The organism is Rossellomorea sp. ABR4_012, assembly GCF_056159545.1.
This window is the reverse complement of the sequence record NZ_JBSWVK010000007.1, coordinates 1-24,434: the sequence shown is the minus strand read 5'-3', so window position 1 is coordinate 24,434 and position 24,434 is coordinate 1. Positions and strand designations below refer to the sequence as shown.

Below are 24,434 nucleotides of genomic sequence, written 5' to 3'. Positions count from 1 at the left end.
ATGTTATTTATTGATAATAAAGGGATCACAGATCCAAGAATTAACTTGGCAATTGAAGAGTATGCATTAAAGAACCTCGACATCAACGAAAGTTACTTATTGTTCTATATCAATGAACCTTCAATCATCATCGGTAAAAACCAAAATACAATCGAAGAAATCAATACAGAATATGTTGAAAAAGAAGAGCTTCACGTAGTGAGGCGCCTTTCAGGCGGAGGTGCCGTATACCACGATCTCGGTAACTTGAATTTCAGTTTCATCACAAAGGATGATGGAGAAAGCTTTCACAATTTCAAGAAGTTCACTGAACCCGTTGTAAAAGCTTTAAATAAGCTTGGTGTCAACGCTGAACTGAGTGGACGGAATGATTTGCTGGCAGAAGGAAGAAAAATCTCAGGTAATGCCCAGTTCTCTACAAAAGGACGAATGTTCAGCCACGGCACGCTATTGTTTGATTCGGAAATGGAAAACGTTGTGTCCGCATTGAAAGTGAAGAAGGATAAAATTGAATCGAAGGGGATCAAATCCATCCGAAGCCGTGTCGCGAACATCTCTGAGTTCCTTCCTGAAAAAATGACCATTGAAGAGTTCCGTTCCACCCTTCTTGACTACATTTTTGATGGGAGCAATGTAGAAGAATATGTCCTGACAGAAGAAGACTGGAAAAACATACATGAACTTTCCAAAGAACGCTATCAAAACTGGGATTGGAATTATGGAAAATCCCCGAAATTCAATCTTCAGCATTCACACCGTTTCCCTGTTGGACAGATTGATGTCCGTCTGGAAGTGAACAAAGGTTCCATTGAAAACTGTAAGATTTACGGAGACTTTTTTGGCGTCGGCAACGTAGAAGACGTTGAAAATAAGTTGATTGGCACACGATATGAACGCAAAGAAATTGCACAAGCATTGGAAGGTGTAGATATTCAACACTATTTTGGCAATATAACAAAAGAGGAATTTGTTGATTTGGTGTATTAATACAGAAAGATGAAAAGTGCTTCCTATTCGGGGAGCGCTTTTTTAAATTGCAGCCAGTAAAAAGATTCCGCTATTTTATGTGCGATGTATCTTCCTTTTCGCTATCTGAAGTCTTCGGTTTCTATTATAGAATCAGCAGTGGACATAGTGTATGGTAGGATTCTACCATTGTAAATATAGAACTAAATATTTATGTACCGTTATGAATTATTATTCTATTATTATAGTATTACATAATTTGGAGGTACATACATGAAAAACAAGATTATTGCAGGTATTGCTAGTTTTACACTGCTGGCTTCCACCCCATTTAACGTAATGGCCGAATCTCCCCAAACGGTCATTCAAAACACTCAATTAGAGGAAAAAGAGAAGAGCTTATTTAATAGTGAGCACTACGATTTTGTGAAGTACTCACAAATAGAAGGGAAACTGGATGCTCTTGCGAAAGAAAGCAACCGGATTTCTGTTGAAAAGAGTGAAACCAAGTCTGCTCTTGGGCAGGATATGTATGTCGTGACAGTGTCCGATCCTTCAGCAAAAGGAAAATTTGGATTTTATAAAGGTCTTCGCAAAAAGATGATCCAATCACCGGAAAAAGCCCAGGATTTCATCGATAAGCATCCCGATCTAAAAGTACCTGTCATGATAAATGGTTCTATCCATGGTACCGAATTTGTAGGCACTGACGCAGTTCTTCAATTAATTGAACGATTCGCAACCGACAATGACGAGGAGACCAAATCAATTTTAGAAGACCATATTCTCATTTTCAACGTGACAGCTAATCCTGATGGGCGTATCGGTGCAACCCGCTTCAACGGGAATGGAATCGATCTCAATCGTGACTTCATCACCCAGTCCCAGCCTGAAACGGAACATATGGTCGATTTAATCACGGAATGGAATCCGATGGTGTTCCTTGATCTTCATGGATATGTGAAGGGGTTCGGCGGACCTTCAAAACCCGGTTTGATTGAGCCGTGCACTCCTCCCCATAATCCCAACTATGAATATGATCTGTATTCAAAATGGGCCATGAGTCAGGCAGAAGCAATGGAAGCAAGCATTGTAGGAAATAAGGCTGACTATGAAAATACAAATACTGAGACATCAAAAGTAGATTATCAGAATATGGAAGGTACATACATCCCACAGCGTGATGATTCGGCAGGGTGGGACGATTATCCACCGATCTTCACCCCGATGTATGCAATGTATCATGGAGCATACGGCTATACGCTTGAAGCACCGACAAATGATTGGGATGGCGTCAAGTGGACATATGATGCTGTTATAGGAGCGTTGAACTTTGCAAGTGAAAACAAAACGGAAATGGTAAAAGATCAAATTGAAGTGTTTAAACGCGGTGTCCAATTCGATCACCCATTCCATAAGGAAGGGCATTTCCCGTCTGCATATATTTTACCCCTTGACGAACATGATCAAACGGCCACTCAAAAAGCTGTAGAGCACCTTCAAGACAACGTGGAGGAAGCGAAAAAAGAGTTTACATATGATGGTGTGACTTATCCCAAAGGCACTTACATCGTACCGATGGATCAGGCAAAAGCCGGACTTGCCAATACGATGCTTTGGGATGGTGAAGATATCACGGAAGATACACCGAGCATGTATGACATTTCCGCCTGGAATTTGCCGGAATTATGGGGATTCCAAGCAATTGAGGTAAGCAGTGAAGATCAACTGAATGTGAAGTCCAATGAAGTGCGGGTACTTGATTCGAAAGGAGAAGTGATTGGAGACGGACCATTCGCCATTCCAAATTCTTCAGTGGAATCTGTATCACTGGCAAATCAGCTATTAAATGATGGCCACACTTTATCCAGGGGCAGCGATGGTACATTGTATGCCGACAGTTCAGCCAAGCCAGAGATTCAAAGACTTGTAAAGGATTCAGCTGTAACAATCTCCACTGAGGCCATTCCTGAGGGGGCAGAAGAAATTTCCGCCAAGAAAGTGACAGTCCTCAAAGATGGCGGAATCAATAAGGCTCAATCCCATTCCGGTACAAAATTGGCATTGGAGAGACTTGGGTTCCAGGTTGTTGAAAAAACTCCTGTGCAGGTAGCTGAAGAAGGTTTGGGAGATAGTGATGTTTTTATTTATAATGGAAAATCAAGTTTGATTTCTTATGACAACAGTGCGGCCAATCAGGAGTTTGGACTACAGAGTCCTGCTCAATATGAAGCGTTTAAAGCTAACGTGGAAAGCTTTATAGCTGAAGGAGGCAAGTATCTGGCTATCGGGGCTGGCGCTTCCCAAGCATCAACCAAACTTGGCCTGAGTGACGTGGAAGTAAAAACTGGCGGATCAAACAGCAACGGCATCGTTCAGCTGACACACGGAGATTCAACCTATACAGCTGGGTATAATGCTGCGGATCTCGGGTTTGTCTACCAGCCTGCCTGGTACTCAAATACTGAAAACAAGGAAGTATTATCAAGCTATAAAGATAGTGAAGATTTCTTTATGGCAGGTCACTGGAAAGATAGAGGACAAGCGCAGGGGAAACCGGTCATGGTGAAAGACGGAAATGTCATGTTCATTGGATTGGAACCAACCTTCCGCGATCATACAGATTACCTGTTCCGACTGGTGTCAAACGCGATTTTTGCCGGAACAAACTAATCATCATCACAAGATAGACTGTCCTGAAAGAGGGCAGTCTTTTCCTTTATTCTATTAAACTTTTTATGATGCGGGGGACTTGTATTAATAGTATTCTTTATATAAAATATATTTTGAATACTTTTAATAATTAGATGAATGACCATTCATTCATTTTACAAAGGGGAGGGATTTCAATGAATATTTCATCACGATTAGAACAAATTGCTCTACAAAATTCAGATAAGACAGCTTATCATTTCCTTGATCACTCGAGTACATACGGTGAGTTAAATGCTGGTGTGTCTAAATTTGCAAGCGGGTTGGAGCAGCTGGGGTTGAAAAAAGGGGATCATATCGCACTTGTGCTTGGGAATTCACCACATTTCGTCATAGGGCTGTATGGTGCACTGCGCCTTGGATTAAAGGTCATTCCTGTTAATCCGATTTATACACCTGACGAAATCGGCTATATCCTTAAAAACGGGGATGTCAAAGCCATTGTTACGTTAGATCTGCTTCTCCCGTTAATTGAGAAGATGCAGCACCTACTGCCTGATGTGCAGAACTTTATTCTCTGTGAATCTGGTGATGAACGTGCAAAAGGGATTGATCTAGAAAAACTTTCTCAAGTAAACCCAAAATTGAAATCGTTTTCAGGTGTACTGTCCAATGGGGATATGGGCTTTAAAGGACCTGAAATCGATGAAGAAGAAGTCGCCATCATCCTGTACACGTCAGGTACAACAGGAAAGCCAAAAGGAGCCATGCTGACACATAAGAACATTTACTCAAATGCAATGGATGTCGGCAGCTACTTGAAGATGAATGAAGAAGACCGGGTCATCACCGCGCTTCCTATGTTCCACGTCTTCTGTCTGACTGTCGTTTTGAATGCACCATTGATGACCGGAGCGACATTATTGATCGTCCCGCGCTTCAGTCCAAGTGATATTTTTGCCCTTTCGAAAGAATATCAGCCGACTGTGTTTGCGGGTGTTCCGACGATGTACAACTTTCTTTATCAGTATCCTGAAGGCAATCCGGAAGATTTATCTTCGCTGCGCCTATGCATTTCAGGCGGAGCTTCTTTACCGGTGGCCCTGCTTAAAAATTTCGAAAAGAAATTCAATGTCATGATTTCGGAAGGGTACGGATTATCTGAAGCATCACCTGTCACATGCTTCAATCCACTCGATCGCCCTAGAAAACCGGGTTCGATCGGTACCTCCATCATGAACATCGAGAATAAAGTAGTCGATGAGCTCGGGGATGAAGTTCCTGTCGGGCAGGTGGGCGAACTGATCGTCAGAGGTCCAAACGTCATGAAAGGCTATTATAAAATGGAAGAAGAAACAGCTGCTGCCATTCGTGATGGCTGGCTATATACCGGGGATCTGGCCCGGATGGATGAAGAAGGCTACTTTTATATTGTAGACCGCAAAAAAGAATTGATCATCGTCGGCGGCTACAACGTCTATCCGCGTGAAGTGGAAGAGGTTCTCTATAATCACCCTCAAATTGTGGAAGCTGCAGTCATCGGTATTCCTGACCCTGAAATGGGGGAAGCAGTAAGCTGCTATGTGGTCAAAAATGACCCATCACTTTCGGAGGATGCAGTGATGGAGTATTGTAAAGAACATTTGGCTAAGTATAAGCTTCCTTCTCAAATTGAATTCCTTGAAGAACTGCCTAAAAATACAACAGGAAAGATATTGAGAAGAGCATTGAAGGAGCAGGTATTGCAGTCTTGATAAAAAGCTGTTCAGTGTAAACTGAGCAGCTTTTTTATTCCTGTTATTTCATTGATTTACTTTGCTGGAGAAGCTTTGATTCACCTTTCTCCCATCTTTCTACCTGTTCAATGGCTTCTTCCGTGGTAAAGCCCTGCCCTACTAAGACTCCTGATAAAATAAATTCCTGAAATAGATGAGTCAGGTTAATTCCTTCTTCTACTTCTGTAAGAGCACGGTCTACTAGAGGCTGGATGTACTCAACCCACTGATCTGGAAGACTTTTAGCCTCTCTAAAAGTATGAATATTCCAATCTGTCCCTCTATGGGAATATTGCAGATTGTGCTGGGGATGACAGCCAGGATGGTTATGGTAAAAACCATAGTACATACTAAATGCAGCTCCTTATTAGATAAGTACCATTGTCAGTTTATGGAATAGGCTTATATCTGTTGTGCCTATTTTAAAAGCTTTGCCACTGGTATGATTGCATATTTTGCTCGCACATCGAACATTCATGAAAGGGTTTTCTCTTTTTTTGTCGAATGATACATATTGAGAAACTATACAAACAAAGGGGAGAACAATCTTGGAATCTATCTTATTAGAACAAAAGGGGCATACAGCCATTGTAACGATTAACCGTCCAGAGGCGATGAATGCCTTTAATTATGATACGTTAAATGAATTACAGCAGGTAGTTGACTCACTGCGCCTCAATCCTGATGTACGTGTTGTGATTTTTACAGGAAGCGGCGAGAAAGCATTCAGCGTGGGTGCTGATTTGAAGGAGCGTAAAACGTTAACCGAAGCACAGGTGCTTCGAAACGTATATAAAATTGGGGAAGTCTTTCAATCCGTTGCGACGCTTCCGCAGCCGACGGTTGCAGCGATGAACGGCTACGCATTCGGCGGGGGGATGGAGCTTGCCCTAGCTTGTGATTTCAGACTGGCAGCAGCCGGCACATCAATGGGACTTACTGAAACCAGCCTTGCCATCATCCCTGGAGCGGGAGGGACACAGCGTCTGCCAAGATTGATCGGGGAATCGAAGGCGCTTGAACTCATCCTTACCGCAAAGCGGTTGACTTCAGAGGAAGCTCATCAGATTGGGTTGGTAACAAAGGTGGTAAGCAAGGATCACTTCCTCGAAGAAGTGGGTGCATTTGTCGAACCAATGCTTTCTAATGGTCCCGTCGCTCTTCAACAGGCAAAATATGCAGTGAAAAACGGTATGAACGTCGATCTACAAACCGGCCTGCAAATTGAAAGAAAAGCGTACGAAATCACAATCCCAACTGAGGATCGCGTGGAAGCGCTACTTGCGTTCAGTGAGAAGAGGAAGCCGGAGTTTAAGGGGAAATAGATTGATTTAGGAGAGCTCGCCTGTTTTTTAGGCGGGTTTTTTTATATAAGCGATGGGTTCGCGTTTACTGATTTAGGGGGTGGTATGAATGGTACGGTCGAGATGGGTTAGGGCTAGGGGCTTGGTAAGAGCCAGAAGGTTCATCCGTTCATGTTCAGTGGAAAGTCAATGGAAGATTTGTCTGTTTTGGCTGGATTGCAGTGGATGGGGGAGTTGTCTTTTGATTGAGGATTTTAGTGGTACGAGTTTTTTTTGAAAAGGGTTTTGACAAATTAGGGTTTTGTTTTTTTGTGTGGGGTGAGATAAAGAAAATTCGACTAGTTGCGCAATTATCAAGAATGTGGCGCAATTATTTTTAAAGTGGCTCAATAAATGGTAAAGCGGCGCAATTATCAATAAACCTGCGCAATTATCAGGAAAGTGGCGCAAATGATATTAATATATTTATATTCCAATTGGAAAGCAGGATTTTCCATATTTAAAGAGAAGTATTTATAGATAAATGATGAAGGAGTGATCAATTGTTTGCAAAAGACAGAGTAAAGCCAGTAAAGATTGACCAAAACGAAGCACTATTAAGGGGATTGGATGACAACCATCCAAAGATTCCACTCATTGATCAAGATCTCAAGAAAAGAAAGGCAGGTTTTAATGGAGAAAAAACGGTGGATTACCAATTAAGTTTCTTAACTGATAAGAAATACATGATATTCAATGATTTAAAACTTCCATTAACCCCTCACCACTTTCAAATCGACTCGTTACTATTTACGCCTTACTATACGTTAATCCTTGAAATAAAAAACATATCAGGTACCCTCACAATTGATTCCGAATTTAATCAACTGACTAAGAATTTCAATGGAATAGAAACAGGTTTTCTAGACCCTATAATGCAAGCACAACGCCAGAAGCTCTTCCTGCAAAGGTTTTTTTATGATCATAATCTGATTATCCCTCCGATTGAATACCTCGTGGTGATAAGTAATCCCAATACAATTCTTAAAATGGCCGATCGCCAGACCCTCCAGCCCCCTTACGATAAAATCATTCACGCCCAAAATTTAATTAGGGAAATTAGTAAATTTAACAGTATATATACTGAGGAGAAAGCCAGTAAGAAGGAGCTCAAAAAGATTAAGAAAGTACTTCTTAATAAGCATGACACCAGTTTTACAAGCATATTGAATACGTATGGAATCAAAGAGGATGAGATACAAAGAGGTGTATACTGTGAGATTTGTTCTAAAAAAATGGAGCGTGTCTACGGAACCTGGTACTGTAGTAGCTGCAAGTTTTCCTCAAAAAGAGCACATGAACAAAAAATTAATGATTATTTCTTATTGATAAAACCTTTTATTACAAACAAAGAACTGAGGGAATTTCTTGGTATAGAATCCCGAAAAACTGCAGAAAAAATATTAAACTCCCTCAACCTAAAAACCACAGGCACCACCAAAGGAACCGTCTACCACAAACAATTCCACTAACCTAAATTCACAACCCGATACCAATATCTAAATCTACCACCCAAACCCAAGCCCAATCCACTTTTTTGACATCTCCCTCCAAATCTATTACTATATTAAAATAAATTCCAACTAAATCAATCAGATTAAGGAGGGTTTTGCATGGGGAGCTATGTTCAACCTATAGATGAAACAAAAGGTCCCAAAAAAGGCAGTACGGAACTGAATCCGGCGCAAACTTCTTTAGTGGCCGGAGGATCAGTGGTGGCGGCTGTTCTCGGTATCTATTTGTTATTTACCCAGGAAATTGCTCAAACGGTATTGCTTGTTCTTGGTTTGCTTTTAGGATATACATTATTTCATGCAAGATTCGGCTTCACTTCGGCATTCCGAAGAGTGATGTCAGTGGGGAACGGACAGGCGCTCAGATCTCATATGCTGATGCTTGCTGTGGCCGTTACGCTGTTTGCGCCGATTCTCGCTACAGGTTACACATTCTTTGGCGGTGAAGCTGCCGGATATGTATCACCGGTCGGTGTGAGTCTGATTGTCGGTGCATTCATGTTCGGGATTGGTATGCAGCTTGGCGGGGGGTGTGCGTCAGGTACTCTCTATGCCATCGGCGGAGGGCGTTCCGTGATGTTCATTACCCTTCTATTTTTCATTGTTGGAGCAACTGTAGGGGCAGCGCATCTTCCGTTCTGGACAGAGGAACTGCCTTCATTTGAACCTATTTCACTTGCGACTTCGACACCACTGGGTTATTTCGGTGCATGGGCAGTCTCCATCCTGCTGTTTGGTTTCATTGCCTGGATCACTCTAAGGATAGAGAAGAAGAAAAATCCGCCGAGAATGGCGGCACTTCCAACGACGCAAGGATGGAAAAGAATCCTTCGCGGATCTTGGCCGCTTATTGCAGCAGCCATTGTTCTTGCGGTATTGAATGCACTGACACTTATGACGAGAGGAAATCCTTGGGGAATCACTTCAGCTTTTGCGCTTTGGGGTTCTAAAGCGGCAGCGATGTTCGGAGTGGATGTAGCGAGCTGGGGATATTGGTCTGGAGCGAATGCTGAAGCTCTTCAGGCATCCATTTTTGCTGACTCTACAACTGTTCTGAACTTTGGTGTCATTCTTGGAGCGTTCCTTGCGTCAGCAGCAGGAGGACTATTCCGATTTAATAAGATCACTGGTAAAAATGCAGCTGCTTCAGTCATAGGCGGTCTGCTGATGGGATATGGTGCCCGTTTGGCATTCGGCTGTAACATCGGTGCTTACTTTGGAGGGATAGCTTCATTCAGCCTGCATGGCTACATTTGGGGCATTCTTGCATTAGCAGGAACATTTATCGCCTTATATCTCAGACCGATATTCGGCCTTTCCGTACCAAAACCGAAGGATACGTTCTGTTAACTTCAGATAAAAACTCCTGCCTGGATAACCGGGCAGGAGTTTTTTCATTCATTTCCATAGTAAATCATCATTTGGCATACAGCCTGCTCTTCTTCAAAGTTTATATATTGATGACCTGAATCTGCTGCAAATCGAATTGAACTTCCTTCGTTCAATTCATAGGTTTCATCAGCAATCTTTAAGGATATCTTACCGGCTATCACACTGATATATTCCTCCACCCCCGGAGGATGGCCTTCATTCATATAAGAACACCCCGGCTTCATCTCCACCCGGTAGCTTTCCCATTTTTTAAAAGGGTCGAAAGGGAATATCGGGTAGACAATATACTTCCCTTCATCTTCGAGTACAGGCTGCACATCCTTATAGTGAGTAATCGATATCTGGTGCTGCGGCTTTTCGATAAGCGAGGAAAACGAGACCTTCAGTCCATTTGCGATCTTCCATAGAATGGCTACGGTTGGATTGGAATCACCGCGTTCTATTTGACCAATCATTGCTTTGCTAACCCCGGTGGATTCAGCCATTTGTTCAAGGCTAAGTCCGCGTTCCCTGCGGATCTTTCTGATGTTCTCGCCAATTTGTATCGGGAAATTTTCCATTTTAAAAACCTCTCTTGTATACTATAACGTCTGTATGTATAATATAATAAATTATCAAATTATTAAAATAGTTTATTACCTTCTATTATAAAGGATGTGAAGAGATGGAGGCACTGCTTTCAACAAAAAAAGTCAGTGATTTTCGTCATGGACTCCAGGGCGGGTTAAGTATTGCCATTGGATATATGCCAGTTGCCCTTACCTTTGGATTATTGGCAAGAACCACTGGACTGACTGTCACGGAAACCGTATTAATGAGTATGCTTGTATTTGCAGGGGCGGCTCAATACATATCTCTTAGCTTGATTGCAGTTGGTACGGGGATTCTGGAAATCATTCTCACAACGTTTATCGTGAATATCCGGCACTTTTTGATGTCTGCTTCACTGAGTGAAAAGCTTGAAGAGGATGTACTTTATAAAAAATTGACCTATGCTTTTGGGATAACTGATGAGACATTTACCGTCATCAGTGTGAAAGAGGGGAAAGTGAAGACCGGATTTGCCTTTGGAGTCATCCTGATTTCGTATGGCAGCTGGGTGATTAACTCCGGAATCGGGTATTTTATTGGAGAGATTCTTCCCCAATTCCTGCAGGCAAGCATGACGATTGCTCTTTACGCCATGTTCGTCGGGCTTCTTGTCCCGTCCATGAAAAAAAGCATCAAGGTAACCTTCCTTGCGGTGACGGCAGGTGCTTTAAACAGCGTCCTTCTATTTACTACAAACTTATCGAACGGCTGGTCCATTGTACTCGCTACGCTTGTGTCTGCCATCCTTGTAGAAGCAGTTGTCATGATTAAACGGAAAGGGGAATCAGCGGATGAATAGTATGATTATATGGATGATTATCGGGATGGCGGTCGTCACTTATATCCCGAGGATGCTTCCTTTTCTCGTTTTTAAAGGAAAAGAACTTCCTCCGTTTTTGCAAGGTGTCCTGAAAAATGTCCCATTCGCTGTATTAGGGGCACTGATTTTCCCAAGTATATTATTGATTCAGGAGGGAAATCTTTTATTTGGGGTGGTGGGGACAGCTGCAGCATTCCTCATTGCCTTTCTGGGAGCGAATGTGATTGTGGTCGTCATCGGTGCCATTTCCATTTTATCTCTCTATTCGGTATTCTTAATGTAAAGGATGAAGTCACGTGTCCCCGTGGCTTTTTTATTTGGCTCTGAAGAGGTCTGGCCTGATCAAGCCGCCTCCGCTTTTCTAGTGTCCAGCTGCAGGGCTTAGAGGCACATGACATAAGCCAAACCGGCCAAGAAGGCAAAGAACGCCTTCCAGTCCGGTTCGTCTTATGCCACCCGCCTCTGAACGAAGCCCTTTCGCTTTTCTAATGTCCAGCTCCGGCGGCTAGAGGCTCGAGGTCATAAGCTAAATGGTCCAAGAAGGCAAAGAACGCCTTTCCAGTCCGTTTCGTCTTATGCCACCCGCCTCTAAACGAGCCGCCTCCGCATTTCTAGTTCTAATTAAAAGGACAAGGTATTACATATAGTAAGAGAGAAGGAAGGGAGGAAGTAATTTGGTAAGAAAGTGGGCTTTCCGGGCAGTATTGGGTTATTTACTGCTGGGATTATTTTTATATGTGTATTTGTTTTTTCTGGCTGATTCGTCATTACCCGACGGCTTTGAGGGGAGCAGTGCAGATCCCGCTACATTCATGAATTCAAGAGAGATCATGCTGAGTGAGGAATTCTCGAAAATCAAGAATCTGTTGTTTTTCCTTTCGACGCCTTATGAGTGGTTATTTTATTTTCTGATCCTTATTTTAGGGATTTCGAGAGGGTTTGAAAAGTGGGCCAGGGGTACGGCGAAAAACCGCTTCATCCAAACGGCTGTTTACCTCTTCTGGTTATCCCTTGCTTCATTCATTGCCATTTTCCCATTGCAGTTCATCTCTTATAAAATTTCAACCACGTATAATATTTCCACGCAGACTTTTTCTATGTGGATGAAGGATGAATTGACGGATTTCTGGGTGAACTACTTGATCATGTTCATCATTGTTTCTGTCCTGTATGGTCTTATGAAGCGGTTTAAGAATAGATGGTGGCTGGCAGCCTGGGCTTTATCTGTGCCGTTTACGATTTTCATGATGTTTATCCAGCCTGTGGTGATCGATCCCCTGTATAATGATTTCTATCCTTTGAAGGATAAAGCACTTGAACAAAAGATCCTGACTCTTGCTGAAAAAGCCCAAATTCCGGCTGATCATGTGTTCGAGGTCAATATGTCGGAAAAAACCAATTCCCTTAATGCGTATGTAAATGGAGTGGGCTCAAATTCCCGTATCGTTCTATGGGATACCACTCTTGAAAAATTGACAGATAAAGAAATCCTCTTTGTCATGGCCCATGAGATGGCCCATTATGTAGAAAAACATATCTATATCGGAATTGCGATTTATTTAGTGCTTTCGTTCTTCGGATTGTTTCTGGCATCCAAGCTGATGAGGGGGATCATTGCAAACTATAAGGATGAGGTCAAGGTGTCGAATGTATCAAGTCTCAGTTCATTGCCTTTATTCCTCCTGATTACTTCCATGCTGATGTTTACGGTCAGTCCATTTTCTAATTGGATTTCCCGTTATCAGGAAACACGTGCTGACCGGTATGCGATTGAAATGACCGAAGATAAGCAGGCAGCCATCACTTCCTTTCAAAAGCTGTCTAAGGTTGGTCTTTCTCAAGTGAATCCGCCTCTATTGGTGAAGATTTTCAGGTACGGGCATCCAACGATGATGGAGCGCTTAAGCATGCTTGAGCAATATGAAAAAGAGAAAAAGGAATAGAGAAAAAGCCTGGTCATCTGACTAGGCTTTTTCTCTTTTACTGATGATAAGGTTTTTCTTTTTTTCAGTCATATAGGCAAAGATGACTTCTTTTGGATGGATTCCTTCACTCGATAATTGAGCAAGCAGCCAGTCCCGATTTTTGCCGAGGAGATGCAAGTTTCGTTTTTGAATCTTTCCATCGACAATGACAGAAATCGGCAGCCCTTCATCATCGATCTTTAAATCTAAATGCTGAACCGTCACCGGAGTATTTTCCACTTTAGGGATGACGCTTACTTCCCCGATCGGTTCTAGCATGGCATAATCCACATCAGAGATTTTAGGATAGCCGTTCGCTCTCAGGATGGATGTCAGCTGGATAAGGGAAATCTTTGATTTTTCCAGATTATCTTCCAGAATTTCGCCATTTTTAATTAATAGAGTCGGCTCCCCCAGGAAGAATTTGTTTCCCCATTGACTTAAAGTAAGGTAGGAGAACAATACATGAAGTCCCACCAATACGACCAGCGCTGTGATTGTAGGCCAGAACTCTGTACTGATGAGTGGTTCTGAAGCGATTGTTCCTACTATGATGATGGCCACAAGATCATAAGGTGTCATTTGAACAATCGTTGATTTCCCCATAAGGCGCATCGCCGCAATCGTAATTAAATAAAGGACAAGTACCTTGATGATTATCATATTGTTCGCTCCAAATAAATCAATTTGCGATTAGCTTTTACCAATTGGAGAGAAGTCATTCTTTTGGGGACAAAAAGGAAGACTGGCCTGTTTCTATGAGGCCAGCCTTTGGTTATAATCCATAACGGATATTGATTTCCTTTAATTCTTCCGTAAGTTTCAAAAATAACGATTCATTTTTATCGTCCAGGGCTGCATCAATGTCTTTTAACAGTTTGGTCTTTTGAGTTGTCAGAATGCTTTCGTATAGAAGCATATCGATGTAAATCTCCATCACGCTTCTTTCAGCATTTCGTTTCCGGGTCATCGCAGAAGCTTTCATCATTTCGGTATAGGACTTTTTATTTTCCAATACGATCACCTCTGAATTCTTTTTATTAGTATATGGAAGGAGGGATAAAAATTCAACCAAAAAATTAAATATTCTGATAATTTTTTAGGGGAGAATTAGTGTTGTGTAAATAATTTCAGAATTTTTTAATAATAATGGAGACACCTGGTGGTATTTATGGTATTATTTTGGAGAAATATGTAAAAGGAGGAGAAAAAATGAAGGGAAAATCGCGAATTTTGGAAGAATATGAAGTAAATCCTCATACATTGATGTTAAAGCCCATTGAATATGGTGCCAAGACATTTACAGAAATCATTGAAATGGAGGATGTCATTCTTTCTCCGTTTAAACCGATGGACATCCTGAAGAAAAGCTGTGAATTTTTCGGTTCTTCGTATCAAGGAAGAAAGGATGGGACGAAAGAGCTGATTGGCATTTCATATAAGGCCCCAATCATGTTAAACCCCCATATGTCGATGTTTTTATTTCCGACTGCTTCTCCTGTGAAAAGTGAGTGTATGTGGATCTCCCACTCCCATGTAACCAGTTATGCTGCCGCCGAGAACGGTCAAACCTCAGTAACCTTTCAGAATCGGGAATCCCATCTGGTTCCCATTTCATACAGTTCATTTGAAAATCAGATGCTTCGTACATCCAGCCTTCGAATCGCCTATTCCCAGCGGGTTTCAGAGATGGAAAGCAAGTACACCATGAAATCATTCTACCTTAAAGATAAAACAAACGCGTGAGGAGCCTCCAATCACGCTTTTTTTATTCTGATGAAACACATCAGGCCTGGCGGGGATGGTCCGGTTTTTCCGCTGCGGATTTGGTTTCAAGAAACCGGCGGAATAGATAATGGCGCATTAATTCTTCCACCCTGTTTCTGAGCCGGGGGTTAAAATAATTGTGATGTTCCTCGTATCCCTTATACAAAAACATATACATCGTGAAGGCATCGTCCGATTGAAGCCTTTCCACCTTCATTTTATTCGTCCTCATATACTTTTTCACGTATGCAAGCTCTCCCTGGATGACTTTCATGGTTTCCTCTATCAGCTCTAAATAAGGACGCTTGAGTTTAAATGGGCTTTTGTCTACAATTTGTAAGTCTCGATTTAATATTGTCAGTACCATTGGCAGATAAATCGCCTGTTCCAAAATGTTACGGTCATTCTCTGGGATTCGTGTCATATGAAAAGACCCCTTTTTTTTCAGTTATCGAACTTATGTTCGTATTTTTATTTTAAGGTGAAATGCCTCAACTTTCAATAGCGAAAAATGGAGAATTGGGGATTTGTTGTTAGTATGAAGGAGAGGGTTCTCTCTTATCCATTATGTTCTGTAAAGCTTATTGATGAATCTAGCTGTTGATTGGAGTGCAAGAGACTCCTGCGGGAAAAGCGAGACAGGTGAGACCTGTCCAGCTCTGCCGGCTAGCCCCTCGAGGTCATAAGCTAAATAGGCATAAAAGGCAAAAAGCGCCTTTTCAGGCCTATTCATCTTATGCTTGTCGGGGCTGAGCAAGTCCCCTCCGCTTTTCTTCCCGCAGGAGCGCAGCGACGAGGAGGCTCTCCGGCCGCCCGCGGAAAGCGAAGTCTTGCACGGAAATCAACAGCGGTGTTTAAAAGAGTTATCCAATAAAGGAATTCATTTTCCCCTGTCGAAATCATACATAGGACAAATGAAAGGGAGTTATACAATTATGGAAGCCAGTGGAATCAAAATAAAAGATCTTTACCAAATTAAAGCTCTTTCTGATCCGCGAATCTCACCGGATGGTGATGAAGCGGTTTTTGTACAGACGGTTATGGATGAGAAGAAGGATGATTACATTTCTCATTTATTCTGTCTTGATTTAAAAACAGGCGATAGGATCCAATGGACATTCGGGGAGGAAAAAGTCTCTTCACCAAGGTGGTCGCCGGACGGCAGTCAGATTGCATTTTTATCGAATCGAACCGGAAGCACACAGCTTTATGTGATGAACCGGAATGGCGGGGAAGCAGAACAGCTGACAGAAACCCAGAGAGGGATATCAAATCCTGTCTGGTCACCTTGCGGAAAGAAAATAGTGTGTGTGATCCATATGAAAAAAGGTGAAGCACTTCAAGGGAAGGACGAGAAGGAAGAAGAGAAAATCAAACCGTTTATTGTTTCCTCGATGAAATATAAGTCGGATGACAGTGGGCTTCATGATGATCGTTATGCTCAATTAGTGATGATCGATCTTGAGCTCAAAGAGATGAAGAGACTTACGGATGATGAACATGATTACACGCTTCATTCCTGGAACGGAAACTACATAGCCTATTCTGCAGATTTAGAAGAGAATAAGGATTTTTCTTTTATATCCTGCCTGTACTTACTGGATATCGAAAAAATGGAATCCAGGAGAGTGACAGAAGAGCAAGGGTATTATGGGGGAGCAAGCTTTTCGCATGACGGAAAGCACCTTGCCTATATAGGGCATAACCGGGAATTTGAAAATGCCACTCAGAACAAAGTTTATTTATACAATATGGAATCAAACTTCTCATTGCCGCTTACTGATGCGATGGATATCCCGGTGGGGGACTATCTCAACAGTGATAGTATACAAGGGGCATCACAGACGGGGGTCGTATGGGCGAAGGATAACGAAAGCCTTTATTTCATCGCTTCCGATCGTGGAAATACAATCCTTTATTATGCACACATAGATGGAGCGGTTTATCCGGCTCTCTTTGAAGAAGAGCAGCATATTTATGGATTTGACTTTCACTCGGAAGGACAACAGGCGGTGATCGCCATGAGTAAGCCCGAAACACCAGGGGAACTATATACCCTCCATGTCCCGACAGGAAATATAAAGAAAATGACGGATGTGAACAGCGAGTGGTTGAGCAGCCGGCAGCTTTCTTCTCCTGAGATGATCATGTTGGGTGGAGGAGATGAAATGCCCGTTCAAGGGTGGATCATGAAGCCCGTAAACTTCGAGAAAGGGAAGAAATATCCTCTGATTGTAGAAATTCATGGAGGACCTCATACAATGTATGGCAATACTTTCTTTCATGAACTGCAGCTGCTGGCGGGTAAAGGGTATGGCGTCTTATATGTAAACCCGCGGGGAAGCCATGGGTATGGACAGGAGTTTGTCGATGCAGTACGCGGTGATTATGGGGGCGGAGACTACAAGGATATCATGGCAGCAGTTGATTATGTCCTGGAGGAGTATGACTGGATTGATGAATCCCGGCTTGGGGTGACCGGGGGGAGTTATGGCGGGTTCATGACCAACTGGATCATCGCCCAGTGTGATCGATTTAAAGCGGCTGTCACCCAAAGATCAATCAGTAACTGGATCAGTTTCTATGGCGTTAGTGATATCGGATATTACTTCTCTGAATGGCAGATGAAATGTGAGCTGCATGATATAGAGACGCTATGGAAGCATTCTCCTTTGGCGTATGTGAAGAACATCAACACGCCTCTCTTGATCCTTCACAGCGAAAAGGATTTCCGTTGTCCGATCGAACAGGCTGAACAATTGTATATCGCATTAAAACGGGACGGAAAGCAGGCTGGATTTGTACGGTTCCCGGAATCGAATCATAATCTATCCCGCAGCGGAATCCCCTCATTGCGGGAAGCAAGACTGCAGGAGATCATCGATTGGTTTGAAGAATACCTATAACGCACCCGCCATTTCGAATTCGATATGGCGGTTTTATTTTCTATGCAAGGATTTAGCCGGAGTGGACGTATGAGATCGCCGCCCTGGTTACGGTTATTTCGTTTTTTTATCAATATCATCCGGCTGCCTGTTTAAATTTCCTTTCTTTAGGAAAAGGTTTAAATACAAGAGTATGGAATTCTGAAAGTGGTATGATATGATAAAGTGAGCAAGCTAATGTGAATGCGAATGAGAATTGTTCATCGTCGTATAAGGGGAAACATATACTATGGATATTAATGCAATAAAAGAGTGGTTTACCCTCGAAAATATAATGGAAATGATTCAGCAATATAAAGCCCTGGGCCCTTTTGCAGGAATACTGCTGCCTATGCTGGAGGCCTTCCTTCCCTTCCTGCCATTAGTTGTGTTTGTGATGGCGAATGCCAATGCTTTTGGGTTATGGTTTGGGTTTCTTTTTTCCTGGATAGGGGCAGCCGCGGGGGCATTACTGGTATTTTTACTGGTAAAAAGATATGGAGATACAAGGGTGTTCCGTTTTTTACGGAATAATCGTCAAGTGAATAGGCTGACCAGGTGGGTAGACAAGCACGGGTTTGGCCCATTGTTTTTGCTTTTATGCTTTCCATTTACGCCGTCAGCGCTTGTGAACGTCGTTGCAGGCTTATCGAGCATCAGTATAGCTCAATACATGCTTGCTGTTCTAACTGGAAAAATGGTGATGATTTTTACCATAAGTTTCATTGGATATGATATTATATCATTAGTGCAAAAGCCTATACGTACAGTTATAGTAGGTGTAATTATCTTTGTTTTGTGGTTGATTGGAAAACAAATCGAAATACGTTTAAATAAAAAGCTGGAAATCGATCAAAGGATTGAACGGAAAAAGCAGGAGGAATCGAATTGAGAGAAGAGGTAAAAAGAGAAGGTCTTGAATGGATTAAAGCTCTGGGTATTGGGTTGATTATTTTTATTGTCATTCGAACTTTTCTTTTTTCAAATTATGTAGTAGAGGGCGAATCGATGATGCCTACATTGGAAGATGGAAATAAGCTTGTCGTAAATAAAATCGGATACCAATTAGGTGACTTGAACCGGTTTGACGTAGTGGTCTTCCATGCAAACGAAAACGAGGACTACGTGAAAAGGATCATTGGACTTCCTGGTGATAAAGTAGAGTATAAAGACGATAAACTTTACGTCAATGGAGAATATTATCCGGAGCCATACTTGGATAAATTCAAGCAGGAATACATCGGCAATAAGCTGACGGGTGACTTTACGATTGAAGAAATCACCGGGGAACAGACTGTACCCGAAGGAAAAGTATTTGTTCTCGGCGACAACCGCCGGGGGAGCATGGACAGCAGATATTTCGGGTTTATTGACCAGAATCAAGTTGTCGGTAAAGTGGATCTCAGATACTGGCCTTTAAGTGAATGGGATATGCAATTCAAAAACTGATGCAGAGGAAGAATTTTGTTCAGAATAGGGAACGAAATTCTTTTTTTTTGTCTTTTTTTATTAAGTACTGCCCGGACGCCATAGACTACTATAAATATGGTAAAATAGTAAGAAAATTCGTTCATTTTGAGGGTGATAGTGTGGCAGCAGAAATTCCTATTATTGAAACGAAATTTGTTCCGCCTGTTGTCAAAGAGACATATATACGACGACCTGCGTTAATGAAAAAAATGAGAACGATTACAAATTATAAACTACTCATTGTTCATTCAGGTGCTGGTTATGGGAAAAGTACAGCGATCAGTCAATTTTTACAAGGTGAAAGCCTTGAATATTGCTGGTATTCCATAACTGCCAATGACGACGGTTTAGTTCCTTTTGTCACGAACATTTTATACAGCATAAAGAAGCAGGTTCCTCAATTTGGATGCGAATTGAAGGAAGCACTGGCTTCCATCGGTCAGTATATCAAAGAAGAGGATCTATACAAATTAAGTGCTGTTTTTATTAATGAATGCATGAAAATTCCACACTCTTTGACCATCATACTTGATGACTACCATCTGATTGATCATTCTTTTCTTATTAATCAATGGATGGAAAAGGTGCTGGAACACCTGCCAAACCATATACACTTCTTCCTCTCCACCCGTACCAAACCTTCATGGACTTCTTTCATCCAGCTGAAAATTTCCCGGCAGCTGCTTGAAGTAACAGAATCTGATTTGTGCCTGACTGACGAAGAGGTGGAAATGCTCCTAACTGACTTTTATGACAAGGAGATTCCTGATACAGAAATCCAAGCCATATGTAAATTGACTGAAGGGTGGGTGATCGCAGTAAGCATGATTCACTCACAGCTTCAGGAGAATCCGGATATTTTAATGATGGATAGGCAGTATTCATCATTAACAGAACTTTTTCAATATTTGGCCCATGAGGTCTTTTCAAAGCAATCTCCCATTGTTCAGCAATTCTTGAAGCAAATCTCCATTCTTCATGAAATCAATGGTGAAACATGTGAAGCCATTTTTGATGTGCCTGGATCTCATCAAATGCTAAAACAGCTTTCAGAGAAAAATGCCCTTTTGCAGGAGATGAAAGGAGCCTCTTATTATCGTCTTCATGCTTTGTTCCAAACGTTCCTGGAACGGAAATTGTCTGAGGAAGATGCACAGCTGTACAACGAGCTGCAGCTGAAGTGTGCTTTTTATTTTGAGAGAAAAGGGCAGTGGGAGAAAGCAGTGCTGCATTATTTTAAAATGGGAAATATGGATGCTGTAGGTTCCATATTGTCGAGGGAAGCAGAGGGAATGATTAAAAGGGGACACTTGGAGACACTTGGTGATTATCTTCGCCAGCTTCCTCAGGATATTAAGGATCGCTATTATTCCCTGTGGGTTTATCAAGGGGAATTCTTCCGCTATCGATCATTTTATGAAAAAGCGGAAAAAGCGTACGCAAAAGGAATTCAACAGGCGATTGAAAAACAGGATGCGTTAATCCTCAGCAGAGCGTATGAAGGAATAGGAAGGATTTATCTTGATACGATCCAGCCGGGTAAAGCACAGCGTTATTTATTGAAAGCGATTGAGTCGTTAGAAGATGACCATGATCGTTTCACGAAGGAAAAAAATCAGCTTTACTATTTGATTTCTGAAAATCTGGTCAATTCGGGCAAAGCGGTTCAGGCGAAAATTTGGTATGAAAAAGGGAAAGAAAATGGGGTCATGATGGAAGAAGGGAATCTTGGAGCAAGGATGCTCCTACGAACAGGGAAGCTTCAAGAAGCGAAGGTTCTTCTCCTCGATAAAGAAAATCATGAACAGCTTCCTCAGTCTCACAGGGAGAAGGAGTTACTACTCTCTTTGATTGAGTCCTTCATGGGAAATGGCAGTGCAGCAAAAGTACTTGCGCAACAGGGGATCAGCCAAGGCATTAAAACGAAATCACCCTTTGTGGAAGCGTGCGGATGGATACGGATGGGGCATGCCGTCCAATTAATCAATGACTATGATGGCGATCTCGCAAAAAATTGTTATGAAACCTCGCTGGAATTAATGAGTCAAATCAATGTTTCAAGGGGAAAAGCAGAGCCATTCATGGGGTTATCGATTATGTACAGCAGAATGGGCGATTATCAAAAGGCAAAAGAATTTGCAGAGGAAGCACTGCATGAAACAGAGAAGGTTGAAGATGCGTGGCTTTCTTCTTTAATCCTTCTGAGTGCTGGGATAAATGATTATTATCGCGGGGAGGAAGACGAAGCATATAAACAGATCACAAGGGCAGGCAGACAATTTGATGCCTGCGGGGACGGCTATGGAAAAATGCTGACAAATCTCTGGAAAAGCGCAATAGCTTATAAAAGGGAGAAGCATGATGAATTTCATGAATATATGACAGCTTGTCTGAATGAAGTACAGATAGGGAATTATGAGTTTGTATTCTTTAAACAGACAACGTTCGGACCGAAAGACCTGCAGAGCATCATCCCTTTATTAGTGAAAGCTCATCAGGAAGGAATCCATTCTTCTTATTGCCTTGAACTTTTAAGGGAAATGGGCTATGAATCACTTTCTTCCCACCCGGGTTATACCCTGAAAATCCATACATTGGGAAGTTTTGAAATATGGCTGGGAGACGAGAGAGTAACCGAAAAACAATGGCAAAGAGAGAAAGCCAAGGAGTTATTTCAATACTTCCTCATCCAAAGGAATCACATTAAGCGAAAAGAAGAAATCATTGAAGAACTGTGGCCGGAGGGGAGCGGTACAGACCGGGATTTTAAGGTGGCGCTGAACACATTAAATAATGTTCTGGAACCTAACCGTCCTCCGAGAGGGAAGGCTTTCTTTATCAGCAGGATTCAGGATAGTTACAAGCTGAATGGTCAGGCCGGCATCGAGTATGACAGTGACCAATTTACAAACTGGATATCGCAGGGCTTAAAGGAGCCGGATGCAGATAAATCAATCCAGTACCTGGAAAGGGGTATGCTTTACTATAAAGGGAACTTCCTTCCTGATCGAAAAGGAACTTGGTGGACAGAAAAAGAAAGAGAAAGACTGAAGCACCTCTTCTTGAGAGGAATGGAGAAAAGGGCTCAGCTGGCGGTGCGAAAAGAAACCTATGAGGATGCCATCGACTGCTGTCTGGTCATCATCGAACATGATCCTCTCTGGGAGGAAGCGTATCGCATTCTTATGTATTGTTACTATCAAAAAAATAACCGCCCCCAGGCAGTGAAATGGTTTCAGAGGTGCAAAAAATTACTGGACAGTGAACTGGGTGTAGCTCCTATGGATGCTACCCAAAGAATGTATGAGATGGTGATCGGAGTGAATTAGGAAAAACAGGTCCAATGTGTCGGACCTGTTTTTTTATTGTGAAGAAAACTAAATGGCTTTTTCTTTTCGCCTATCTGTTTCGGTGTGTCTCATGGCTCTGAAAAACGCATCTACAAATACGGGATCCCATTGTGCGCCTTTCCCTTCTTCAAGGATATCAAATGCTTTACTATGTGGCATGCCCTTTCGATAAGGCCGGTCCGAGGTCATGGCATCAAAGGCATCGGCTACAGCCATCAACCGGCCAAATACAGGTATTTCTTCCCCTTTTAATTGATCAGGGTATCCTTTGCCGTCGAATCGTTCATGATGATGCTTTATTCCTGGAAGGATGGGAAGAAGTTCTGAAGTCAATCGAACACTCTCCACAATCTCTGACCCGATCACTGGATGTCTCTTAATATGCTCGAACTCCTCATCAGTGAGTTTTCCTTCTTTTAAAAGAATATGATCCCGAATCCCTATTTTGCCAATGTCATGTAAGAGTGCAGATTTTCTTAAGAGGTCAATTTCATGTAAAGACCAGCTGCATTCTTCAGCGATCAATACAGAATACCCGGCTACACGTTTAGAATGGCCGGCTGTGTATGGATCCCTGGCATCTAGGGTTCCTGCGATGACAGCAAAGAATTGATCTAAAAGCTGCTGGTTTTTTTGATCGCGAAGATCAATTGCCTCCACCATGTGGTTAAAGCCGGAGAATAAATAAGAAAACTCATCGGTGTATGTATTTAACAATGGTGTAATTTTACCTCTTTCGACTTCTTCAAAACGATTCATAAGATCCTTAACTGGTTCATCAATACTCTTGAACAGGAGGAGCGCACCGTAAAATGCAAGCAGAGTAATGATTAAAATCAAGAAACCAGCCCATTTCCAATAATCTGTCAGTATATCAGATTGAGAAATGGATAACTTGATTTGCGAAGCAAGTGTGAAAAGTAATATAGGAAATAAAGCAAGAAAGAGTGAACCTGCCAGCAGTTTCTTTTTTAAGCTTATAAAAACATGCGAATTTCTTGATGGATCCTTTCCTGTCAGCGAAATACTTTTCTGAATGATATCTTTCTGTAGAGGGTGACAAGCTCTAAAGGTCAAGTAAAACTCTATCAGACTATGAAGTGCAGCGACTAAAAAGGCTCCACACCACGCATAAATGATGTACGTATTTGGAATAGAAAGCCAATTGAAACGGATAAAGATGAGTGTCAGCAAAGATGCGGGAATCGCTAATCCTAAAAAATGAGGGATCATGATTCTTTTGACCGTTAATAAAGGAAACATTTCTGCTTGCCTATACGCTTTTATTAATTCTTCCGAGTCATACCCTTCCTTCCTGTAAACTTTTTTGATAGGACCGATATGCTTCCGGTAAACATAAAGTTCACATGAGAACATGATGAAGATTGATAGCAAAATTACCACTGCCATGGCGGTTATTTCAAAGTCTCTCATTGGTATGGTTTGAAAGATGAATACAGACCCTACGCCGAAAACGGCTATTAAACTGCCAAGCAAGTAACTGAAAATCATTTTTCGTTGAAATTGTGTAAATACATCCAAGGATAAATCCTCCAATTTTACAAATATGTAGGTTAATTATATAGGAAAAAATACTTGTGGAAAATGATAGAAACGATATAACGGAAAAATAATATACTTATACATTTATATCCTTTTCTACGGAAGCATGGGCAAGCCGCCTCCGCTTTTCGGTTGTCCAGCTCCGGCGGCTAGAGGCTCGAGACATAAGCCATGCCATCCAAAAAGGCAAAAAGCGCCTTTATGGCTGCCCTGTCTTATGCTTGTCGCCTCTGAGCAAGCCGCCTCCGCTTTTCTACTTGTCCAGCTCCGGGGCTTAGAGGCACATGTCATAAGCCAAACCGGCCAAGAAGGCAAAGAACGCCTTCATGGCCGGTTCGTCTTG

20 protein-coding genes are annotated in these 24,434 nt (G+C 42.1%); 14 read left to right on the top strand and 6 right to left on the bottom strand.

All coding sequences use genetic code 11. The annotated features are described in order from the left end of the window. The 3 genes from ACXAFV_RS20770 (at nucleotide 1) to ACXAFV_RS20760 (ending at nucleotide 5,372) form a co-directional block, all read left to right on the top strand. Nucleotides 1-987: a lipoate--protein ligase gene (locus ACXAFV_RS20770; protein ID WP_475129283.1), complete on the top strand. Its 987-nt coding sequence runs from the start codon at nucleotides 1-3 to the stop codon at nucleotides 985-987. 252 nt (nucleotides 988-1,239) lie between these two features. Then, the gene (locus ACXAFV_RS20765; protein WP_475129282.1) at nucleotides 1,240-3,639 is read left to right on the top strand and encodes a M14 family zinc carboxypeptidase; all 2,400 of its coding nucleotides are present in this window, start codon (nucleotides 1,240-1,242) and stop codon (nucleotides 3,637-3,639) included. A gap of 176 nt (nucleotides 3,640-3,815) precedes the next feature. Next, nucleotides 3,816-5,372 (top strand): fatty acid--CoA ligase family protein, encoded by a 1,557-nt coding sequence (locus ACXAFV_RS20760; protein ID WP_475129281.1) that lies wholly within the window; start codon nucleotides 3,816-3,818, stop codon nucleotides 5,370-5,372. Nucleotides 5,373-5,415: 43 nt separating this feature from the next. Here ACXAFV_RS20760 and ACXAFV_RS20755 read toward each other — a convergent pair whose 3' ends face one another. After that, on the bottom strand, nucleotides 5,416-5,742 hold the full coding sequence (locus ACXAFV_RS20755; RefSeq protein ID WP_475129279.1) for a hypothetical protein: 327 nt from the start codon (nucleotides 5,740-5,742) through the stop codon (nucleotides 5,416-5,418). A 199-nt stretch (nucleotides 5,743-5,941) separates the two neighbouring features. Between ACXAFV_RS20755 and ACXAFV_RS20750 the strand changes: the two genes are divergently transcribed. The 3 genes from ACXAFV_RS20750 to ACXAFV_RS20740 all read left to right on the top strand — a co-directional run bounded on the left by ACXAFV_RS20750 (nucleotide 5,942) and on the right by ACXAFV_RS20740 (nucleotide 9,600). Beyond that, nucleotides 5,942-6,718 carry an enoyl-CoA hydratase-related protein gene (locus tag ACXAFV_RS20750; protein WP_475129278.1) on the top strand — a complete coding sequence of 259 codons (777 nt, stop codon included), beginning with the start codon at nucleotides 5,942-5,944 and terminating at the stop codon, nucleotides 6,716-6,718. A gap of 521 nt (nucleotides 6,719-7,239) precedes the next feature. Continuing rightward, nucleotides 7,240-8,208, top strand: a complete 969-nt coding sequence (locus tag ACXAFV_RS20745) for a nuclease-related domain-containing protein (RefSeq protein ID WP_475129277.1) — start codon at nucleotides 7,240-7,242, stop codon at nucleotides 8,206-8,208. A 141-nt stretch (nucleotides 8,209-8,349) separates the two neighbouring features. After that, entirely contained in the window at nucleotides 8,350-9,600 is a 1,251-nt protein-coding gene (locus ACXAFV_RS20740; protein WP_475129276.1) for a YeeE/YedE family protein, read from the top strand. A 44-nt stretch (nucleotides 9,601-9,644) separates the two neighbouring features. Here the strand turns inward: ACXAFV_RS20740 and ACXAFV_RS20735 are convergent, their stop codons facing one another. Then, nucleotides 9,645-10,202 (bottom strand): helix-turn-helix domain-containing protein, encoded by a 558-nt coding sequence (locus ACXAFV_RS20735; RefSeq protein ID WP_475129274.1) that lies wholly within the window; start codon nucleotides 10,200-10,202, stop codon nucleotides 9,645-9,647. Nucleotides 10,203-10,306: 104 nt separating this feature from the next. Between ACXAFV_RS20735 and ACXAFV_RS20730 the strand changes: the two genes are divergently transcribed. The 3 genes from ACXAFV_RS20730 to ACXAFV_RS20720 all read left to right on the top strand — a co-directional run bounded on the left by ACXAFV_RS20730 (nucleotide 10,307) and on the right by ACXAFV_RS20720 (nucleotide 12,996). After that, nucleotides 10,307-11,032: an AzlC family ABC transporter permease gene (locus ACXAFV_RS20730; protein WP_475129273.1), complete on the top strand. Its 726-nt coding sequence runs from the start codon at nucleotides 10,307-10,309 to the stop codon at nucleotides 11,030-11,032. Then, the gene (locus ACXAFV_RS20725; protein ID WP_475129272.1) at nucleotides 11,025-11,336 is read left to right on the top strand and encodes an AzlD domain-containing protein; all 312 of its coding nucleotides are present in this window, start codon (nucleotides 11,025-11,027) and stop codon (nucleotides 11,334-11,336) included. The genes ACXAFV_RS20730 and ACXAFV_RS20725 overlap by 8 nt, the downstream gene beginning before the upstream one ends. A 391-nt stretch (nucleotides 11,337-11,727) precedes the next feature. Continuing rightward, nucleotides 11,728-12,996, top strand: coding sequence for a M48 family metallopeptidase (locus ACXAFV_RS20720; protein ID WP_475129270.1), 1,269 nt, complete (start codon nucleotides 11,728-11,730; stop codon nucleotides 12,994-12,996). Nucleotides 12,997-13,017: 21 nt separating this feature from the next. Here the strand turns inward: ACXAFV_RS20720 and ACXAFV_RS20715 are convergent, their stop codons facing one another. Both ACXAFV_RS20715 and ACXAFV_RS20710 read right to left on the bottom strand, forming a co-directional pair. Beyond that, complete coding sequence (locus tag ACXAFV_RS20715) at nucleotides 13,018-13,680, bottom strand: DUF421 domain-containing protein (protein ID WP_475129269.1); 663 nt, start codon at nucleotides 13,678-13,680, stop codon at nucleotides 13,018-13,020. A 112-nt stretch (nucleotides 13,681-13,792) separates the two neighbouring features. Beyond that, nucleotides 13,793-14,032: an IDEAL domain-containing protein gene (locus ACXAFV_RS20710; RefSeq protein ID WP_475129268.1), complete on the bottom strand. Its 240-nt coding sequence runs from the start codon at nucleotides 14,030-14,032 to the stop codon at nucleotides 13,793-13,795. Between the two features lie 197 nt (nucleotides 14,033-14,229). Between ACXAFV_RS20710 and ACXAFV_RS20705 the strand changes: the two genes are divergently transcribed. Further along, nucleotides 14,230-14,763, top strand: a complete 534-nt coding sequence (locus ACXAFV_RS20705; protein WP_475129267.1) for a competence protein ComK — start codon at nucleotides 14,230-14,232, stop codon at nucleotides 14,761-14,763. Between the two features lie 40 nt (nucleotides 14,764-14,803). Here ACXAFV_RS20705 and ACXAFV_RS20700 read toward each other — a convergent pair whose 3' ends face one another. Beyond that, nucleotides 14,804-15,208, bottom strand: a complete 405-nt coding sequence (locus tag ACXAFV_RS20700) for a YhjD family protein (protein WP_475129265.1) — start codon at nucleotides 15,206-15,208, stop codon at nucleotides 14,804-14,806. Nucleotides 15,209-15,719: 511 nt separating this feature from the next. On the opposite strand from ACXAFV_RS20700, the gene ACXAFV_RS20695 reads away from it, so the two are divergent. From ACXAFV_RS20695 to ACXAFV_RS20680, 4 genes are all read left to right on the top strand, one after another. Then, entirely contained in the window at nucleotides 15,720-17,690 is a 1,971-nt protein-coding gene (locus ACXAFV_RS20695) for a S9 family peptidase (protein ID WP_475129264.1), read from the top strand. A 268-nt stretch (nucleotides 17,691-17,958) separates the two neighbouring features. After that, nucleotides 17,959-18,600 (top strand): TVP38/TMEM64 family protein, encoded by a 642-nt coding sequence (locus ACXAFV_RS20690; protein ID WP_475129263.1) that lies wholly within the window; start codon nucleotides 17,959-17,961, stop codon nucleotides 18,598-18,600. Further along, entirely contained in the window at nucleotides 18,597-19,157 is a 561-nt protein-coding gene (gene lepB / locus ACXAFV_RS20685) for a signal peptidase I (RefSeq protein WP_475129261.1), read from the top strand. The genes ACXAFV_RS20690 and lepB overlap by 4 nt, the downstream gene beginning before the upstream one ends. A gap of 140 nt (nucleotides 19,158-19,297) precedes the next feature. Next, nucleotides 19,298-22,507 (top strand): BTAD domain-containing putative transcriptional regulator, encoded by a 3,210-nt coding sequence (locus ACXAFV_RS20680; RefSeq protein ID WP_475129260.1) that lies wholly within the window; start codon nucleotides 19,298-19,300, stop codon nucleotides 22,505-22,507. A gap of 48 nt (nucleotides 22,508-22,555) precedes the next feature. Here the strand turns inward: ACXAFV_RS20680 and ACXAFV_RS20675 are convergent, their stop codons facing one another. After that, entirely contained in the window at nucleotides 22,556-24,070 is a 1,515-nt protein-coding gene (locus ACXAFV_RS20675) for an HD-GYP domain-containing protein (RefSeq protein ID WP_475129259.1), read from the bottom strand. Nucleotides 24,071-24,434 lie beyond the last annotated feature (364 nt).

Bases quoted from the DNA above. Each gene is read 5' to 3' on its own strand.
- ACXAFV_RS20725 (WP_475129272.1), top strand. From the start codon at position 11,025: ATGAATAGTATGATTATATGGATGATTATCGGGATGGCGGTCGTCACT.
- ACXAFV_RS20770 (WP_475129283.1), top strand. From the start codon at position 1: ATGTTATTTATTGATAATAAAGGGATCACAGATCCAAGAATTAACTTG.
- ACXAFV_RS20760 (WP_475129281.1), top strand. From the start codon at position 3,816: ATGAATATTTCATCACGATTAGAACAAATTGCTCTACAAAATTCAGAT.
- ACXAFV_RS20765 (WP_475129282.1), top strand. From the start codon at position 1,240: ATGAAAAACAAGATTATTGCAGGTATTGCTAGTTTTACACTGCTGGCT.
- ACXAFV_RS20715 (WP_475129269.1), bottom strand. From the start codon at position 13,680: ATGATAATCATCAAGGTACTTGTCCTTTATTTAATTACGATTGCGGCG.
- ACXAFV_RS20695 (WP_475129264.1), top strand. From the start codon at position 15,720: ATGGAAGCCAGTGGAATCAAAATAAAAGATCTTTACCAAATTAAAGCT.
- ACXAFV_RS20730 (WP_475129273.1), top strand. From the start codon at position 10,307: ATGGAGGCACTGCTTTCAACAAAAAAAGTCAGTGATTTTCGTCATGGA.
- ACXAFV_RS20690 (WP_475129263.1), top strand. From the start codon at position 17,959: ATGGATATTAATGCAATAAAAGAGTGGTTTACCCTCGAAAATATAATG.
- ACXAFV_RS20700 (WP_475129265.1), bottom strand. From the start codon at position 15,208: ATGACACGAATCCCAGAGAATGACCGTAACATTTTGGAACAGGCGATT.
- ACXAFV_RS20740 (WP_475129276.1), top strand. From the start codon at position 8,350: ATGGGGAGCTATGTTCAACCTATAGATGAAACAAAAGGTCCCAAAAAA.
- ACXAFV_RS20735 (WP_475129274.1), bottom strand. From the start codon at position 10,202: ATGGAAAATTTCCCGATACAAATTGGCGAGAACATCAGAAAGATCCGC.
- ACXAFV_RS20755 (WP_475129279.1), bottom strand. From the start codon at position 5,742: ATGTACTATGGTTTTTACCATAACCATCCTGGCTGTCATCCCCAGCAC.
- ACXAFV_RS20705 (WP_475129267.1), top strand. From the start codon at position 14,230: ATGAAGGGAAAATCGCGAATTTTGGAAGAATATGAAGTAAATCCTCAT.